Here is a 16,343-nt window from a genome sequence, read left to right as displayed (position 1 = left end):
TACCTAAAACAAGAATTTTATTCTTCTTTCAAGCCAGTCAGATCGACTGATGCTGCATCAATATTGACATCGATATAACCATCTTTTGACTTTTTCGCGCTTTCGCTACGTTTTTGTTGCAGGTCATCCAGATATTCAGCATTAATACCACCAGCCACATACACACCATCAAACACGGAACAATCAAATTCCTGCAATGCCGGTACTTTGCTGGTACGAACTGCCCCTTTTAAATCTTCCAGATCCTGGAAAATCAAACGGTCTGCACCAATAATTTCACGAATCTCTTCAACACTTCGACCTGAAGCAATCAGTTCAGATTTTGCTGGCATATCAATACCATACACGTTTGGATATTTCACCATTGGTGCTGCTGAAGCAAAGAATACTTTCTTCGCACCGGCATCACGTGCCATCTGAATAATTTCGTTACAGGTAGTACCGCGTACAATCGAGTCATCGACCAGCAATACGTTCTTGTCCTGAAATTCCAGTTCCACAGGGTTCAACTTTTGACGTACCGATTTTTTACGTTGCTGTTGACCCGGCATAATGAAGGTACGACCAATATAGCGGTTCTTCATAAAGCCTTCGCGGAATTTAACACCTAAAGTATTAGCAAGCTCTAAAGCTGAAGTCCGTGAGGTATCCGGAATTGGAATAACCACGTCAATATCATGCTCATCACTCCATTCACGCAGGATTTTTTGTGCCAGTTTTTCACCCATTTTTAAACGGGCTTTATATACTGAAATCCCATCAATGGTAGCATCAGGACGAGCAAAATATACATATTCAAAAATACAGGGACGATATTCAGGATTAGCCGCACATTGATGAGTAAATAAATTACCTTTTGAATCAATGAATACCGCCTCACCCGGTGCAACATCACGCTCTACTTTAAAACCTAGTGCAGTAATCGCCACGGATTCTGAAGCCAAGATATATTCTTTACCTGCTTCAGTTTCGCGTGAACCGTAAATGAGTGGACGAATACCGTTTGGATCACGAAAACCCACCAGACCATGACCGGTAATCATGGCTACAACTGCATAACCACCTTTACAACGCTCATGCACACGTGAAACCACATGGAAAACATCCTCCGCTGTCGGATTTAATTTGCCACGTTTTTGCAATTCATGCGCAAATACGTTAAGCAGAACTTCTGAATCCGAATCGGTATTCATGTGACGAAGATCAGTTTTGAACAAATCATCGTGAATTTCTTCAGCGTTGGTCAAGTTACCATTGTGCGCCAGCGTGATCCCATAAGGCGAGTTCACATAAAATGGCTGTGCTTCTGCACTACTTGAAGAACCTGCTGTTGGATAACGTACATGACCAATACCGTAATTACCTAGCAATGCACGCATGTGACGCGTATGAAAGACGTCTCGCACCATACCGTTGTCTTTACGTAGGAACAACCGCCCTTCATGACAAGTTACTATTCCGGCTGCATCTTGACCACGATGTTGTAACATCGTCAATGCATCAAACAACATTTGGTTAACAGGTGACTTACCAGCTATACCAACTACTCCACACATAGCAACCTCGCAAACAAGCTAGGATTAATAAAAAGGATTATTCGTTGATTCATCTGTACGCGCTGCATGCTTCTGCGTTTGAACAGACGATGAGTCGGAAGATGTCGGCGCACCTTCATCGGACTTGATATGATTCAGCGCGCCATGCGCGGCTTCTTTGGAAAGCTCGGCTGCCCATGGTGCATAAGGGATCAGGAGTTGTACGAATTTAGATTGTTTCCAATGCGGAGAACTTTCCACCCAGGGACCAACACCCTGCATGGTAATGAGTACAATCAATAAACCCTTTAAAGAGCCAAAGGCACCACCCGCCAGACGGTTGAGTGGACCAAGTTTTAGGCTCTTTAATATTTTGTTGAGTAATGAGGTAATAATCCAGGTTAAAACCACCATCACCAATACAATAAATGCAAAAGCTGCAATTTTTTGTACCACTGGATCTGCACTGAGTGAGATCATCGAAGGTGCTAGAATGGCTGCATATTTTGCGCCCACAATCAGCGCAAAAATCCATCCTACCAAGTTCGCAAAGGCTGAAACCAATCCTTGTCGCAAACCGTTGAGCCCTCCAATGAGCAAAATAATCAGTATGACAATATCCAGTGTATTCATGGTGTATTTAAAGCATCAACGCAATCTTTGACTAGAGTTGGGCCTGTATATATGAGGCCACTATAAATTTGTACAAGGCTGGCACCGGCCTGTTGTTTTGCAACGGCCTGCTCACCTGACAAAATACCACCCACACCAATCAATGGAATTTGACCTTTTAACACTTTGGAAAATGCCGCCAGACACGCGGTACTTTTCTCAAATACCGGCGCACCGGACAAACCGCCTGCTTCATTGCCGTGTTTGAGATTTTCCACGCCTTCACGTGATAATGTGGTATTGGTAACAATCAAACCATCAATTTTAAACTGAAGCAATTGTTTGGCAATAAATTCGATATCTTCGGCCGTGAGATCCGGCGCAACCTTAAGCACCAAAGGGACATAATGCTGATGTTCTTCAGCCAGTTCAAGCTGACGCTTTCTTAAAGTTTGCAACAATTCGGTTAGCGCATCACCACTTTGCAGACTACGCAAATTTTTGGTGTTGGGTGAGGAAATATTGACGGTAATATAAGAGGCGTAATTGTAGACTTTTTCCAGACAAATCAGATAATCATCAACGGCATTTTCAACCGGCGTATCGGCATTTTTACCAATATTAATGCCTAAAATGCCTTTGAATTTTGCCGCTTTGACATTTTCAATGAGTTTGTCTACCCCATCATTATTGAATCCCATACGGTTAATAATGGCTTTGGCTTCAGGTAAACGGAATAAACGGGGATGCGGATTGCCGGACTGCGGGCGTGGGGTAATGGTTCCGATTTCAATAAAACCAAAGCCCAGACCTGCCAGGGCATCAATATAAGCGCCATTTTTGTCCAAACCAGCGGCCAAACCTACCGGATTGGGAAATTCAATCCCCATACAGGTCACAGGTTTATTAGACGCTACGTTTTGACGCATCATGCCCATGCGATGAGCTGATTTCAATAACGATAGTGTGAGCTCATGTGCACGCTCTGGTGCTAAGGAAAACAACAAAGGGCGGGCAAGAGAATACAACATATCTATAAAAGTCTACTGCTTTTTAAGTCGCCATATTATAGGCATAGCCCATAGAAAACACCATGCTTAGCAGATCTTTATTTTTACCCTTTATTGTACTGTCGCTGTTAATTTGATCTGACCTGCATCTGAAATTAATTCTATTTTTTCAAGACTTAGCCCCATTTGCACCATTTGGGTTAAAAAATTGGCCAAAACCGCATAATTTTCATGCGCTGCCACAATCTGAATTTGTTCACCAGATTGCTGGGAAGCCACCGATAAACCCTGTTGTTGAGCCACACGCTGAACTTTTTCCGCAGCCGTTAACTGCAAATCATCCGCCGGTTTCATGGTTACGGCATTGCTTTGCATCCAGACCATCATATCTTTTAAATCATTGACACGATTCTGCTGCTTATTGGCTGCAGCATGCATATACCAAAGTGCCGAACCCAGAGCCGCAACCACAACAAAAATTGTGGTAAAGATCACCATATAACGTTCACGAACAGAAAGCCGATCCAGATAATCTGTAACACTTTCCAGCCATTGATCGATCGAGTTTTGCAGTTTTTCGGTTGTATTCATTATTGTATTTTCACCAATCCAATTGCACCCGTACCATTTGGCTGAATATTACCTAATTCAACTTTGAAGCCTTGCTGATTGAGTTGCTGGGTTAAATTTTGCAAAGCTGCGGCAGAATTGGCTTTCAATTCCATATTTAAGATAGAAGCATCATAAGCGATACGATTGGCCACAATCTGATTTTGCATCAGTACTGGACCAATACGGCTAAGTAACTGCAAAGCCTGTGTATTAGCACTTTTATTTAATCGTAGATGACTTTCAAACTGGCTTTTCAAATTCTGTTCAGTCACACGACTATTGGGACCAAACCAGTATTTATATTGATCCACGGCTTGTACCGCAGTCTGATCAGCCACCTGTTTATACTTATACCAACGCGTAGCATCATAACTAAACTGAACCATTAATGCCGCGACCAGCACCGCTGCACAGGCCTTCCAATAGCCAAATATACCCTGACTATTTTTAGCTTTGGGCAAAATGTTAAAGGGATGATTATGGGCTTTTTTGAGTGCCGGTAGTTCATAATGAAAAGATTCAATCTGCTCCTGCGTCAGCATGGCTTCAAGGCTTTGCATTTGCTCCGCGGTAAAATTACAAATTTTATAGCGTTGCCCTTCAGGCTGATAATCAAGAAACAGCGCCAGATCATCCACCGAATTGCCCATAAATTCATTTTCACGCACCAGTAAACGACCGGATACATTGGCAATTACAGTTTGCCCAGCTTCCGGAACTGGTAAAATCAGAAAATCAGGCAATAAGGAAATGATTTTCACCGGAATCAGGCTTAAGGCATGTTGCAAGGTTTCAACCGTACTATTAGCCATACCCAAAATAAACAATTGATCCGGATTTTGAAAATGATGTAAGACTTTCATGGAATCTATGGGCAGAACCACAAATTCTTCCAGCAGGTACTTTACCCCTTCCGCACCCAGTTTCTTATATTGTGCTTTGGCTAAAGTTTGCTGCAGCATTTGCACATCACGGCTTGGAAAAAAAACCACCGCTTCCCGCCCATGATAGGCCTGAGTTTCCTGAATCAAATGCTCAAGACTAGAGGCCTGAGACCAGTGCTCTCCAGTTGACCATTGCCAAACCCCATTGGCTTCAGGCATCCATAAATACAACATTAATATTGTTCTGCCGTTTTAATTAATATGTTATGCGTTTGGAATAAAGCTTTTTAACTGTGTAGACAATCCAGTTGCAATTACTGCCTGTTCATAAATTCGTGCTTCTGCCAAAGCATACGGATGAAAAGGCTCTGATGTCAATAACGATGCAATATGTGCCACCACATTCATGTGGCACACTACAACCACCGACTCATACGGCAACTGTGATAGCCAGTCCACTGCCTGTCCTGCATCATCATCTGGCTTAATCTTATTACAGACCATTACAGGCACATCTTTAAAATAGTGTTGCAGATGCGCCAAAGTTTCCTGTGCACGAACCAACGGACTGACCACAAAAACATCCGGTCGGATCAAATCCTTTAAATATTCAGCTGTTTGTTGCGCCTGCATATGCCCTCGCTCGGTTAAGGGACGTGTTTCATCCTTTCCATGCACCGCAGGAGAAGCTTCACCATGACGGATTAAAGTGAGTTGCATAAAATTTCCTTATTTCCAGTATGCAGTCATTATAAGCACGCATTATGACCGTGATATTTTATTGTTTTCGAAATTAGACTTCATGATGTGGCAAAACAAATTCTACATCACTACGATGCCCGTTTTTCATCAGGGAAAGTGCAATACTTAAAGGCGGAGCACCTTCAAAAATCACGTCATAGAGTGCGCTGGTAATTGGCATGTACACATCCAGTTCTTCAGAACGGCTACGTACCTGCACAATGGTATTAATCCCTTCCGCAGTTTGACCCAGTTCTTTGGTGGCCTGCTCCAAGGTCTTACCTGAACCCAAAGCAAAACCCACCTGATAGTTACGGCTGAGCGGACTATTACAGGTCGCAAATAAATCACCAACACCTGACAAACCTAGGAAAGTCAAAGGATTAGCACCGAGTTTTACTGCAAAACGACTCATTTCCGCCAAGGCACGGGTTAGAATCATACTCTTGGTATTTTCACCCACTTTATAGGCAGCCGCCATGCCCATGGCCACGGCATAGATATTTTTCAATGCCCCACCCAATTCCACACCATGCACATCATCACTGGCAAATACGCGGAACAATGCACTGTGCAAGGCTTGTTGCACCGCATAACGCACCAGTTCTGACTGGCTTGCAATGACTGTACCTGCCGGCTGACCAGCCATAATTTCTTTGGCTAAATTTGGTCCAGACAGTACACCATAAGGCACTTCAGGTAATTCTTCACGAATAATATCACTCATGAAGTGAAAGGTTTTAGCTTCAATCCCTTTGGTTAAAGACACAACTGCTTGCGAAGTAATAAAAGGCTTGATTTGTTTGAGCACATCACGAAAAGAATGGCTCGGAATCGCCACCAAAATAATGTCACGATGCGTAACTGCAATTTCCAAGTCCGTCACTGCCTTTAAACCCGGTTCTAAAATAAAATCCGGTAAATAACGTTTATTGACATGGTTTTGATTGATTTCTGCAGCTGCAGCTTCATCACGAATCCAGATCATGGTGTCACAGCCATTACGCACAGCGGTATTGGCCATGGCCGTACCAAAACTACCACCACCTAAAATCGTCACCCTTAAGGCCGTTTTTTGATCAACCACAACCGGTTCAACAAGATCTGAAAATTTCAACTCTGACATTATTTTTATATCTCAACTCATGATGCTAAACAGTTATTTGTTCCAATAACTGACATAATTTTGTGTATCCAGGGGTTCACGCGCTGGAATCGCTTTGATTGCGGTTCCAATATAAATAATCCCAGAAATTAAATCATCCTTTGCCAGCCCTAAACTTTGCTTAAATAAAACTGACTCAACTACAGCCCCACTTCGCCACATGGTAGAAAACCCTTGCGCTTGCAAAGACAATAAAAAGTTTTGGATGGCCGCGCCCGTACTCAAGGTTTGTTCAAAATTCGGTACTTTGGGATGGGGCTGAAATTTGGTCAGCGCTAAAACCAGAAGTGGCGCACGAAATGGGTGGTTTTTCACCCGATCCAGCTGAGCCTGATCTGTTTCGCCCAAATCTGCCAGCGCTTTAGATAACAATTCACCAAAAGCTTCGCACTGATCCGTAGGAATCACCACAAAACGGGTGGGCTTTAAACGGTGATGATCGGGTGCTGTCAGTGCCGCCTGGAAGGCTTTTTCCAGCTGCGCTGCATTGGGTGCAGGCTCCACCAAATGCCCAATGGACTGACGTTGATGAATATTCTGATGAACCGTATCTACCGCTAAATCCGTCATTGATTCTATATCTATGTACTCAAATATGGCATTAAGATTAGCATATTCTGCTTCTGATACTCTAGAGCATTGAGTCAATGTTGCCCTTGCATCTGAGCCTTAAAAGCAGGTTCATCACAGAGCAACCATATAAATGCAGCATATTTTATACAAGTCCTTCAAAAATCATTCAAAAAATCATGTTTCAATAACCTTAATTCATTTAAAAACTACCCAGGGGAAAAAGATGAATCAAGCCTTTGCACTCACTTCCACCATTGCTGCAGCTGTTGCCTTAACGGCCTGTGCCTCTAATCCAACCACTTCTTTAGCCGTTCAAAAAGAAAATAACCAGTACGAAGTGACCGGTATCGGGAAAAGCAGCTTAATTTCTAAAAACAACGCGATTGCTGCTGCAAACAACACCTGTGGCAAGAAAGCAACACCAGTCGTCGTGAATGAAAAGACTGATTACAATGGCGCTTTAAAAGGTGTTGTGGATGAAAAAACCGGACAAATGATTCAAGCGGCCACCAGTGTGCTGGGAACTTTAGCTGGTAAAAGTGGCAGCCTAGCACGTGATGAAGACTATCAAACCGTACTGACCTTTAGCTGCAGAGCCAACTAAGCCTAAGCTAATCTTCAATCAATACAGCAATCTATATTTAATAGATGCTAATAAAGAAGCCGCTGATTTCAGCGGCTTTTTTAAATTTACATTTTCAAATTAACAATAACCTTCCAATCGGGTCAGTGGCAATTTCTGACCAATCGCCTTTTCAATTTCCGGAAGATAGAACGCGTCATCTTCAGACAAGAAACTGATACTCACACCACGCGTACCCGCACGACCGGTACGACCAATCCGGTGTACATAATCATCCGACTGTTCTGGCAAGGTAAAGTTGATGACATGAGATACACCATCCACATGAATACCACGGCCCGCGACATCGGTGGCAATCATAATATTATGTTGACCATGTTTAAATTGATCGAGCATTTTCAAGCGTTTGTCTTGTGCAATTTCACCAGACAGCATCACGACTTTATAACCGTCTTTTTTCAAATGATCATACAGCTTACGTACCTGATCACGACGATTGGCAAAGATCATAACTTTTTCAATCGGCTCATCGCGTAAAATTTCTTGCAGCAACTTGTATTTATCAGTTTTTGCAACCATATAAACACGTTGTTCAACATCTGCATTGGTTTTCTTCTCTGGCTCAATTTCAACAGTGACGGGTTCAAATAACCACTGCTGTGCCAGATTCAACACATCATAACTAAAAGTTGCAGAGAACATTAAGGTTTGACGTTGTTCTTTACGCGGTGAGAAACGCACAATACGTTTTACCGATGGAATAAAACCCATGTCTAGCAAACGGTCAGCTTCATCAATCACCAAAAATTCGATCTGGTCCAGCCAAACTTCTTTTTGTTCTACAAAATCAATTAGACGGCCTGGTGTCGCAACAATAATATCGACTGGCTGTTTATCCAACTGTGCTTTTTGTTTATCAAAATCTACACCACCTAGCAAAGTTACCAGATGCAAATCGGTGAATTTGGTCAAGGCTTTGGCATCACTTTCAATTTGCAAGGCCAATTCACGGGTTGGCGCAAGAATCAGGGCACGCGGTTCACCACGATAGCGCTGTTCCTTGATTGGATTATTCAGTAAATCGTTAATCACACTGACCAGAAAAGCCGCAGTTTTGCCCGTACCGGTTTGAGCACGACCAATGGCATCATGACCTGCCAAAGTGAATTTTAAAACCTTTTCCTGAATAGGTGTCATTTCTTTGAAACCTAAAGCATCAATCGCTTGTTTCAGTTTGGGATGTAAATTTAAGGTTTCAAAACCAGATGACATATAAATGTGCTCTAACTAAATAATCACGAAAATAGGTTCCCATTATAAACAAAAACGCCCCAAATTACATTGGGGCGTTCTCATGAATAATCAGGCGATTAGTCTAAAGGTTGTACTTCTTCAGCTTGGAAGCCTTTTTGACCTTTAACTACGCTGAATTCAACACGTTGACCGTCACGAAGTGAACGATGGCCTTCGCCTTGGATAGCACGGAAATGAACGAATACGTCGTCGCCGCCATTACGTTGAATAAAGCCGAAGCCTTTAGTGTCGTTGAACCATTTAACTACGCCTTGTTCACGAGCTGTCATAAGTTAATCCTCATTGTATTTAATTAAAGGACCACCCGGTGTTGCAAACAGCAGAGTAAACAAGGTTTAAAAATAATTATTATTTCTAAGCTTGTAATCATTCTGTATTACTATTAACAAAATCCCGGTTACATCCATTGCGATATTCTATTTTAAGACTTTTTAGATAAGTCATTAATTTTGAATACGCGACGAGCTTAACACGGGTTTATGACAATTCATACTGTTTTTTTCGATTAATCTTCTTTTTGATTCAGCTTCTTTTTTACTAATTATTTCCTTATTTTAGATAAGTACCTTTATGTTTAAATTGTATAATTTTATTTGGTTATGGCACTAAATTTGCTAATATTTATATCAAGTTAGTTATATATCGAATGAGATGGATAATCTTGCCAGTTCAGTAGTAATCATTGATGCTATGGGTAAGCCCTGCCCGATGCCATTATTGATGCTTAAGAGAACACTTAAAAACCAGCTAGAGCATGTATTTTTGCTCAAGTCTTCTGATCCGCACAGTCAGCAAGATGTAATACGCTATTGTCAGATGCACCAGCTCAAATGCAATATGACTAAAATTTCCGATTCTGAGTATCACTACTTAATTGAATCTTAATTATTTTCAATTAAACTAGAACGTTTCAAATGTGTATAAAAAATTACATTTCTATACCCAATTTTCCTTAATTCAGGAAAATATTGGATTAAGATAAAATTTAAGATGGTTATGTCATCCACTTCTAAGGAGAACACATGAGTGACAGCAGCAATCAATTGATGCCCCTGTCATTATCGGCACCAGGGGTTAATCTCGGTGCTTATATAAGTACTGTCAATCAGATTCCTATTTTAACGGCTGAACAAGAAAAAGAGTTAGCCGAACGCTACTATTACGACCAAGATTTAGATGCCGCAAAAATGCTGGTGATGTCACATCTGCGTTTTGTGGTTCATATTGCCCGTAGTTATGCAGGCTATGGTTTACCGCAAGGCGACCTGATACAAGAAGGCAACCTTGGTTTAATGAAGGCCGTTAAACGCTTTGACCCGAATATGGGCGTGCGTCTAGTGTCTTTTGCCGTACACTGGATTAAAGCTGAAATCCATGAATACGTGATTCGTAACTGGCGTATTGTGAAAATTGCCACCACCAAAGCACAACGCAAATTATTCTTTAATCTGCGCAGCTTAAAAAAATCCAGTAAAAAACTGACTCTGGATGAAGCACAATCTATTGCCAATGACTTAAATGTGACCCCTGAACAAGTCCTGGAAATGGAAGGTCGCTTAACGGCTTATGATGCTGCATTTGAGGCGCAAGGCGATGACGATGATGAGGGTTCAACGCATGTTGCCCCGGCTCTGTATTTAGAAGATAACCGTTATGACCCTGCACGTTTAGCTGAAGAAGAAGACTACGAAGAACAGAGTACTTCTGCCTTGCATGATGCGATGGATCAGCTGGATGACCGTTCGCGCAATATTTTACAGCGCCGCTGGCTGGATGATGAAAAATCTACCCTGCATGAATTGGCAGCTGAATATAATGTCTCTGCAGAACGTATTCGTCAGCTTGAAAAAAATGCCATGGAAAAAATTAAAGTGGCCATGTCTTCCAACTAGGTGAAGAGGCAGATTTAATTTCATTTTAAAGAAAGGGCGAAATGCCCTTTTTTCATATTTAGCGATCCGGATTGTTGCTTTTAGCCTTTCTCGGAAGCCTGAAAATATGCTAAGTTATGCGCAAATTTACTCAGGTGGTCATTGCTTATGTGGATTGCAATTTCAGCCCTTAACCTCGCCTTTGCTGTGATGCTCGGTGCATTTGGCGCCCATGGCTTAAAAGCACATGCAACCGAAGCCCAACTCGCTTGGTGGCAAACTGCAACTGACTATTTTTTCTATCATGCACTTGGACTTTTAGCACTCGCTATTATAGCCCGAGTGATTCCAGAGCTTCCGATTAAAATCAGCTTTATCCTGATTCAAATCGGCATTTTCTTTTTCTGTGGCTCGCTTTATGTGATGGCCTTGGGCCTACCCCGTATTTTAGGAGCCATTACCCCGATTGGCGGCGCTTTGATGATTGCTGGATGGTTGGTTTTAGCCTGGAATGCATTTAAATACGTGAAATAAATTCAGCATACAGGGAAATGATGATGCATATATATTTGAACGGCGAATCTAAAAATACCTCATGCAACACTTTATTAGAATTGATTCAAGAACTTGAGCTTGAAGGTAAGCGTTTTGCTGTAGAACAGAATGAAATGATTATTTCCAAAAGCAGATTGGCACAGACTCTAATCTGCGCAGAAGATCATATCGAAATTATTCATGCCGTCGGTGGCGGTTAATTGGAGCTCCCATGGAAGACACCCCGCTTATAATTGGTTCGCGTACATTTAATTCACGTTTATTGGTGGGTACAGGTAAATATAAAGATTTAACTGAAACTGATTTAGCCATTCAGGCCAGTGGCGCAGAGATCGTCACGGTTGCAATCCGCCGGGTCAATATTGGTCAGCATCCGGATCAGCCGAATTTGCTTTCTGTGATTCCTCCAGAAAAATACACCATCCTGCCCAATACCGCCGGCTGCTTTGATGCCAACAGCGCAGTCCGTACCTGTATGTTGGCACGTGAGCTTTTAGATGGTCACAATCTGGTTAAATTGGAAGTTTTAGGCGATGAAAAAACCCTTTATCCTAATGTGACAGAAACCTTAAAAGCTGCCCGCACCTTAATTGATGATGGTTTCGAGATCATGGTTTACACATCAGATGATCCAATTATCGCTCAGGAATTAGAAAGCATGGGCTGTGTGGCGATTATGCCATTGGGCAGCCTGATTGGTTCTGGTTTAGGGATTTTAAATCCACATACCATTTCGATCATTAAAGAAAACGCCAAAGTTCCAGTCTTGGTCGATGCTGGCGTTGGTACGGCCAGTGATGCTGCGATTGCCATGGAACTGGGTTGTGATGGTGTACTCATGAACACTGCCATTGCGGCAGCACAAAACCCAATTTTAATGGCCTCTGCCATGAAAAAAGCAGTTGAGGCAGGTCATGAAGCTTTCCTTGCTGGTCGTATGCCGCGCAAACGCATGGCCAATGCCAGCTCACCTGAAACCGGATATTTCTTTAAATAAAAGTCAAAATACTAAAAAGGACTCACAGGAGTCCTTTTTTAATGCTTTAAGAAAAAGGTCCTTAACTACTTAAACCCTTTTGCAGAATCCGGATTTTCACATCCAGCACATCATCTTTCACTTGTTGCTGATAGGCATACATATGGGGTGTCTGCAAATGCGCATTTAAATGGTCAATACTTTCCCAATGTTCCAGCATGGTAATAACATCAGCTGATTTAGTCTGATAATCAACATTCGATTCTTGATCGATCAGTAACTCATAGCCGTAACAACCCTCTTCCTGCAACACCACAGGGATTATTTTTCTAAATGCATTGAACACATTCTGACGATGTTGAGCACCTGAGCGAATCTGAATATCTGCAATTACAATTAGCATAATTTACTCCTTACCCCACCCATCTATCAGGCGAAAACATCCATCAGATGTTGACGATATTTATGTTCATATTCAGCAACATTTGGCATTTTAATCACATCATTCACAATGAACGTATTTAAACTTTTCATACCTAAAAATTGATTGGCTTTATGAAATGGGAGATAAACCCCATCCACCCCGACCCCATGGAAAAATTGATCCGCGTCATTAAAAGCTTCGATGGGTGCATTCCAGGTTAAGGACAACATATATTTTTTATCGTGAATCAGACCACCTGAACCATATTTTTTCGATGTATCGGAACGGGATCGGCCATCGCTGGCATATAAAGTCCCATGTCCTTCTGTAAAAATATCATCAATATATTTTTTTACTGTCCACGGCGCACCCATCCACCATCCTGGCATTTGATAAATAATGACGTCTGCCCATACATATTTTTTAATTTCTTCCTGAATTTCATAGTCACTGTCTGCACGCGAGATTTTGACGTCATGACCCAATTCACCAAGCACCACATTTGCCAACTCAGTTAAAGTGTCATTTAATTCGCCATTCGAATGTGCAAATTGCTTGGCACCATTCACAATCAGGATATTACTCATTGATTTGCCTTTGATCATTTGTTTTCAGCGACCAATATATCCAAATATTTTATTGATAAAAATTCATGTATTTGCAAAATACTATTGATAATAAATCAACAATATATATTTTTTTATTCAAGGTTTAAAAACTTTTAAAAGAAAAAAGCACTTCAGCTGATTGATGTCCCATAATTTTACTAATTTTTTAGATAAAATATTTTTCAATTCAAAATTATATAGATAAGTTTTTATAAAGCTAAATTTTAAGGGATTAATTCATTAATCAAATAGGAGTTTATTCTTTGAATATAGGCTCAAAATCATCCTAGTTAAGCTAGAGAATCTTTCACAGCCGCAATATTTCAATAAAAATCGAATGAGATTCGTGTAGGCGAGATCTTACTTTTGAAAGGCCAAAAGTAAGCAAAAGCCTATGTTACCCATACACAACATCCTTGTTGTGATGGGTAACGTGTGGCATCCCTGCCACACTCGTGTATCGAAAACTGGCTTAAATCAAATTACAGAACAGTAGCACCCTCAGGTGCTTTTTCAAATTAATGCAGAGATTAAGGAATCAAACCTTCGTCACGCATTGCAATTTGTACGGACTGGCGTGCTGCTACTTTATTACGCAAGGCAATAATATTGCTATACGGCGTTAAATCATGGCCAATACCATTAGACCAGTTGGTTAAAACAAATAGATAGGCATCTGCCGGACCAAAATTATCATCCACTAAATAGTCGTTATCTGACTCGCCAATGGCTTTTTCGATATAGGCAAGTAAACGGTCTATTTCCGCATAAGCTTTTTCTTTCGCTTCTGCTTCTAAAGCGGCTCCAAAGAAAACGGCATAAGCATCATGTAATTCTGAATTTAAATAACCTAGCCATTCCAGAACTTTAGCGCGTCCCAACCCTGAAGGCGGAATAAGATCCTGTTTAGGGTCATGCTGGGCAAGGAAAGGTAAGATGGCAACATTTTCAGTAAGAATCAAACCTGGATTAATTTCTAAAGCCGGAACATAGCCTTTAGGATTAATCTCGTAATAATCTGCACCTTTTTCGGTTTTATGTGTTTTTAAATTAACTCGCTCCAAGTCAAAATCTACATTAATTTCATTCAATATAATGTGTGATGCCAAAGAGCACGCACCTGGAGAATAATAAAGCTTCATACCTGATCCTTGTTATATATCTATTCACTGTTTTAAATTGCTTCTAACGAACTTTCAAGTGATCGAACCTGTAAATTGCAAAAAAGCGTAAATGTATAAACATCACTTACTCTTCGAATATTGTCTAAATCACGCATATTTTCAAGTCAAAGCTGTATGCTTTTTTGCTTCAACTTGTTTTAACATACGCAGCTTTAAAGTTTGATGAAAGCAGCTATGCTGATAAGCCTGAAAAAAGAACAATGGTTTTCCAATATCCGCACCGATGTATTGGCGGGCCTAGTGGTTGGCTTGGCGCTTATTCCAGAATCGATTGCCTTTTCTGCAATCGCTGGCGTCGACCCGCAAGTCGGTTTATATGCTTCATTCTGTATTGCGGTCAGCATTGCCTTTTTCGGTGGTCGCCCTGCCATGATTTCGGCAGCCACAGGTGCCATGGCGTTATTGATGATTACACTGGTCAAAGATCACGGTTTACAGTATTTATTGGCCGCCACGGTACTAACCGGCATCATTCAGGTTATTGCGGGTTATTTTAAAGTCGCCAAACTGATGCGTTTTGTCTCGCAGTCTGTGGTCTACGGCTTTTTAAATGCCTTGGCGATTTTAATTTTCATGGCCCAGCTTCCCGAGATCAGCAAGATGGATAGCTTAGGCTATTTATTTATAGCGATGGGTTTGGGGATTATTTATCTGTTTCCTTATTTGCCAAAAATTGGACGAACCATTCCCTCACCCCTCATCTGTATTGTGGTATTGAGCTGCTTGGCCACATTTTTGGGTGCAGATATGCGTACCGTCAGTGATTTGGGACAATTCCCCGATACCTTGCCGATTTTCCTGATTCCAGAAATTCCGCTGAATATTGAAACCCTCAAGATTATCTTTCCTTATTCCATAACCTTAGCCACCGTCGGTTTGCTTGAAACCATGATGACCACAACCGTGATCAATGAAATCACTGGAACCGAGGGCGACCGCCATCAGGAATGTCGTGGACAAGGTCTTGCTAATATCGTCAGCGGTTTTATGGGCGGGATGGCCGGCTGTGCCATGATTGGACAATCCATCATTAATGTCAGCTCTGGAGCGCGTACCCGCCTATCGACTTTGGTTGCCGGGGTATTTTTACTCTGCTTGGTGGTATTTTTAAAAGACTGGCTCGCTTATGTACCTATGGCCGCTTTGGTCGCTATTATGCTGATGGTCTCTTTCACTACCTTTCAATGGGGCTCGGTCAAACAGTTTGCCAAACACCCCACTTCTTTTAATGTAGTGATGCTTGCGGTAGTGATTATTGTACTGGCCACGCACAATCTCGCTTTAGGGGTGTTTGTAGGTGTACTGCTTTCGGCTTTGTTTATGATTAATAAACTGGAAAGCTCGGTCAAGGTGCAATCCAGTTTACACAAGCAGCAACGTCTATATGTGATTAGTGGTCAAATCTTCTTTAGCAGTGCAGACAAGTTCTTTCAATTTTTTGACTTCAACGAAGCGATTCAAGAAGTAGAAATTGACCTGACACATGCGCATATTTGGGATATTACTTCAGTCAATATGCTCAATTCCGTGGTACAAAAATTTGAAGCCAAAGGTGTTAAAACGTCTTTAATTGGTTTAAATGAAGCCAGTAATACTTTAATTGATCGTATGAATGCTTAATCCAGATTATTTTCATGGAAAGGTCGTCTAAATTTGGACGACTTCTGTGTAATGCTTAAATTTCATTTTCCATGAA

Annotated in this window: 20 protein-coding genes; 7 read left to right on the top strand and 13 right to left on the bottom strand. The window is 41.5% G+C overall.

Annotated features, from left to right (window positions below; translation table 11 throughout):
* Positions 1 to 17: 17 nt before the first annotated feature.
* The 8 genes from purF to FB6_RS07380 form a co-directional block, all read right to left on the bottom strand.
* On the bottom strand, positions 18 to 1,556 hold the full coding sequence (purF, locus tag FB6_RS07415; protein ID WP_174559395.1) for an amidophosphoribosyltransferase: 1,539 nt from the start codon (positions 1,554 to 1,556) through the stop codon (positions 18 to 20).
* 24 nt (positions 1,557 to 1,580) lie between these two features.
* Complete coding sequence (locus FB6_RS07410; RefSeq protein ID WP_174559394.1) at positions 1,581 to 2,168, bottom strand: CvpA family protein; 588 nt, start codon at positions 2,166 to 2,168, stop codon at positions 1,581 to 1,583.
* On the bottom strand, positions 2,165 to 3,178 hold the full coding sequence (locus tag FB6_RS07405; RefSeq protein ID WP_174559393.1) for a quinone-dependent dihydroorotate dehydrogenase: 1,014 nt from the start codon (positions 3,176 to 3,178) through the stop codon (positions 2,165 to 2,167). The genes FB6_RS07410 and FB6_RS07405 overlap by 4 nt, the downstream gene beginning before the upstream one ends.
* Before the next feature lie 90 nt (positions 3,179 to 3,268).
* Positions 3,269 to 3,748 (bottom strand): type II secretion system protein GspM, encoded by a 480-nt coding sequence (locus FB6_RS07400; RefSeq protein ID WP_174559392.1) that lies wholly within the window; start codon positions 3,746 to 3,748, stop codon positions 3,269 to 3,271.
* Positions 3,748 to 4,887 (bottom strand): type II secretion system protein GspL, encoded by a 1,140-nt coding sequence (gene gspL, locus FB6_RS07395; protein ID WP_174559391.1) that lies wholly within the window; start codon positions 4,885 to 4,887, stop codon positions 3,748 to 3,750. Before gspL ends, FB6_RS07400 begins: the two co-directional genes overlap by 1 nt.
* 30 nt (positions 4,888 to 4,917) lie before the next feature.
* Positions 4,918 to 5,373, bottom strand: a complete 456-nt coding sequence (gene sixA / locus FB6_RS07390; RefSeq protein WP_174559390.1) for a phosphohistidine phosphatase SixA — start codon at positions 5,371 to 5,373, stop codon at positions 4,918 to 4,920.
* Between the two features lie 73 nt (positions 5,374 to 5,446).
* Positions 5,447 to 6,520, bottom strand: coding sequence for an NAD(P)H-dependent glycerol-3-phosphate dehydrogenase (locus FB6_RS07385; protein WP_174559389.1), 1,074 nt, complete (start codon positions 6,518 to 6,520; stop codon positions 5,447 to 5,449).
* 33 nt (positions 6,521 to 6,553) lie between these two features.
* Positions 6,554 to 7,129, bottom strand: coding sequence for a nitroreductase family protein (locus tag FB6_RS07380; RefSeq protein ID WP_174559388.1), 576 nt, complete (start codon positions 7,127 to 7,129; stop codon positions 6,554 to 6,556).
* A 226-nt stretch (positions 7,130 to 7,355) separates the two neighbouring features.
* Between FB6_RS07380 and FB6_RS07375 the strand changes: the two genes are divergently transcribed.
* Positions 7,356 to 7,736 carry a hypothetical protein gene (locus FB6_RS07375; protein WP_174559387.1) on the top strand — a complete coding sequence of 127 codons (381 nt, stop codon included), beginning with the start codon at positions 7,356 to 7,358 and terminating at the stop codon, positions 7,734 to 7,736.
* 99 nt (positions 7,737 to 7,835) lie between these two features.
* On the opposite strand, the gene rhlB is transcribed toward FB6_RS07375, so the two are convergent.
* Positions 7,836 to 8,987 carry an ATP-dependent RNA helicase RhlB gene (gene rhlB / locus FB6_RS07370; protein WP_174559386.1) on the bottom strand — a complete coding sequence of 384 codons (1,152 nt, stop codon included), beginning with the start codon at positions 8,985 to 8,987 and terminating at the stop codon, positions 7,836 to 7,838.
* Positions 8,988 to 9,085: 98 nt separating this feature from the next.
* A complete protein-coding gene (locus FB6_RS07365) occupies positions 9,086 to 9,298 on the bottom strand; it encodes a cold-shock protein (RefSeq protein WP_005177104.1) in 213 nt (70 codons plus the stop codon).
* Positions 9,299 to 9,680: 382 nt separating this feature from the next.
* Here FB6_RS07365 and FB6_RS07360 point away from each other — a divergent pair, with 382 nt between their 5' ends.
* From FB6_RS07360 to FB6_RS07340, 5 genes are all read left to right on the top strand, one after another.
* On the top strand, positions 9,681 to 9,914 hold the full coding sequence (locus FB6_RS07360; protein ID WP_174559385.1) for a sulfurtransferase TusA family protein: 234 nt from the start codon (positions 9,681 to 9,683) through the stop codon (positions 9,912 to 9,914).
* Positions 9,915 to 10,051: 137 nt separating this feature from the next.
* Positions 10,052 to 10,921 carry an RNA polymerase sigma factor RpoH gene (rpoH, locus tag FB6_RS07355; RefSeq protein ID WP_086176049.1) on the top strand — a complete coding sequence of 290 codons (870 nt, stop codon included), beginning with the start codon at positions 10,052 to 10,054 and terminating at the stop codon, positions 10,919 to 10,921.
* Between the two features lie 147 nt (positions 10,922 to 11,068).
* Positions 11,069 to 11,434, top strand: coding sequence for a DUF423 domain-containing protein (locus FB6_RS07350; RefSeq protein WP_174559384.1), 366 nt, complete (start codon positions 11,069 to 11,071; stop codon positions 11,432 to 11,434).
* Between the two features lie 23 nt (positions 11,435 to 11,457).
* Entirely contained in the window at positions 11,458 to 11,655 is a 198-nt protein-coding gene (gene thiS, locus FB6_RS07345; protein ID WP_174559383.1) for a sulfur carrier protein ThiS, read from the top strand.
* Positions 11,656 to 11,666: 11 nt separating this feature from the next.
* Positions 11,667 to 12,452 carry a thiazole synthase gene (locus tag FB6_RS07340; RefSeq protein WP_174559382.1) on the top strand — a complete coding sequence of 262 codons (786 nt, stop codon included), beginning with the start codon at positions 11,667 to 11,669 and terminating at the stop codon, positions 12,450 to 12,452.
* A 61-nt stretch (positions 12,453 to 12,513) separates the two neighbouring features.
* On the opposite strand, the gene FB6_RS07335 is transcribed toward FB6_RS07340, so the two are convergent.
* The 3 genes from FB6_RS07335 to FB6_RS07325 form a co-directional block, all read right to left on the bottom strand.
* Positions 12,514 to 12,834 (bottom strand): putative quinol monooxygenase, encoded by a 321-nt coding sequence (locus FB6_RS07335; RefSeq protein WP_174559381.1) that lies wholly within the window; start codon positions 12,832 to 12,834, stop codon positions 12,514 to 12,516.
* 26 nt (positions 12,835 to 12,860) lie between these two features.
* A complete protein-coding gene (locus FB6_RS07330) occupies positions 12,861 to 13,442 on the bottom strand; it encodes an NAD(P)H-dependent oxidoreductase (RefSeq protein ID WP_174559380.1) in 582 nt (193 codons plus the stop codon).
* A 551-nt stretch (positions 13,443 to 13,993) separates the two neighbouring features.
* Positions 13,994 to 14,605 (bottom strand): glutathione binding-like protein, encoded by a 612-nt coding sequence (locus FB6_RS07325; RefSeq protein WP_174559379.1) that lies wholly within the window; start codon positions 14,603 to 14,605, stop codon positions 13,994 to 13,996.
* Positions 14,606 to 14,824: 219 nt separating this feature from the next.
* On the opposite strand from FB6_RS07325, the gene FB6_RS07320 reads away from it, so the two are divergent.
* Positions 14,825 to 16,267, top strand: coding sequence for a SulP family inorganic anion transporter (locus FB6_RS07320; RefSeq protein WP_174559424.1), 1,443 nt, complete (start codon positions 14,825 to 14,827; stop codon positions 16,265 to 16,267).
* Positions 16,268 to 16,343: the final 76 nt, after the last annotated feature.

The organism is Acinetobacter bouvetii, assembly GCF_902753875.1.
GTDB classification, from domain to species: Bacteria; Pseudomonadota; Gammaproteobacteria; order Pseudomonadales; family Moraxellaceae; genus Acinetobacter; species Acinetobacter bouvetii_A.
The sequence above is the reverse complement of the archived record's forward strand: the minus strand, read 5'-3'. Positions and strand labels throughout refer to the sequence as shown.

Excerpts from the sequence above, each read along its gene's own strand:
- FB6_RS07360 (WP_174559385.1), top strand. The coding sequence starts at position 9,681 with ATGGATAATCTTGCCAGTTCAGTAGTAATCATTGATGCTATGGGTAAG.
- FB6_RS07410 (WP_174559394.1), bottom strand. The coding sequence starts at position 2,168 with ATGAATACACTGGATATTGTCATACTGATTATTTTGCTCATTGGAGGG.
- rpoH (WP_086176049.1), top strand. The coding sequence starts at position 10,052 with ATGAGTGACAGCAGCAATCAATTGATGCCCCTGTCATTATCGGCACCA.
- FB6_RS07365 (WP_005177104.1), bottom strand. The coding sequence starts at position 9,298 with ATGACAGCTCGTGAACAAGGCGTAGTTAAATGGTTCAACGACACTAAA.
- thiS (WP_174559383.1), top strand. The coding sequence starts at position 11,458 with ATGCATATATATTTGAACGGCGAATCTAAAAATACCTCATGCAACACT.
- FB6_RS07400 (WP_174559392.1), bottom strand. The coding sequence starts at position 3,748 with ATGAATACAACCGAAAAACTGCAAAACTCGATCGATCAATGGCTGGAA.
- FB6_RS07350 (WP_174559384.1), top strand. The coding sequence starts at position 11,069 with ATGTGGATTGCAATTTCAGCCCTTAACCTCGCCTTTGCTGTGATGCTC.
- FB6_RS07375 (WP_174559387.1), top strand. The coding sequence starts at position 7,356 with ATGAATCAAGCCTTTGCACTCACTTCCACCATTGCTGCAGCTGTTGCC.
- FB6_RS07380 (WP_174559388.1), bottom strand. The coding sequence starts at position 7,129 with ATGACGGATTTAGCGGTAGATACGGTTCATCAGAATATTCATCAACGT.
- FB6_RS07385 (WP_174559389.1), bottom strand. The coding sequence starts at position 6,520 with ATGTCAGAGTTGAAATTTTCAGATCTTGTTGAACCGGTTGTGGTTGAT.
- FB6_RS07405 (WP_174559393.1), bottom strand. The coding sequence starts at position 3,178 with ATGTTGTATTCTCTTGCCCGCCCTTTGTTGTTTTCCTTAGCACCAGAG.
- FB6_RS07325 (WP_174559379.1), bottom strand. The coding sequence starts at position 14,605 with ATGAAGCTTTATTATTCTCCAGGTGCGTGCTCTTTGGCATCACACATT.
- sixA (WP_174559390.1), bottom strand. The coding sequence starts at position 5,373 with ATGCAACTCACTTTAATCCGTCATGGTGAAGCTTCTCCTGCGGTGCAT.
- FB6_RS07330 (WP_174559380.1), bottom strand. The coding sequence starts at position 13,442 with ATGAGTAATATCCTGATTGTGAATGGTGCCAAGCAATTTGCACATTCG.
- FB6_RS07340 (WP_174559382.1), top strand. The coding sequence starts at position 11,667 with ATGGAAGACACCCCGCTTATAATTGGTTCGCGTACATTTAATTCACGT.
- rhlB (WP_174559386.1), bottom strand. The coding sequence starts at position 8,987 with ATGTCATCTGGTTTTGAAACCTTAAATTTACATCCCAAACTGAAACAA.
- gspL (WP_174559391.1), bottom strand. The coding sequence starts at position 4,887 with ATGTTGTATTTATGGATGCCTGAAGCCAATGGGGTTTGGCAATGGTCA.
- FB6_RS07335 (WP_174559381.1), bottom strand. The coding sequence starts at position 12,834 with ATGCTAATTGTAATTGCAGATATTCAGATTCGCTCAGGTGCTCAACAT.
- purF (WP_174559395.1), bottom strand. The coding sequence starts at position 1,556 with ATGTGTGGAGTAGTTGGTATAGCTGGTAAGTCACCTGTTAACCAAATG.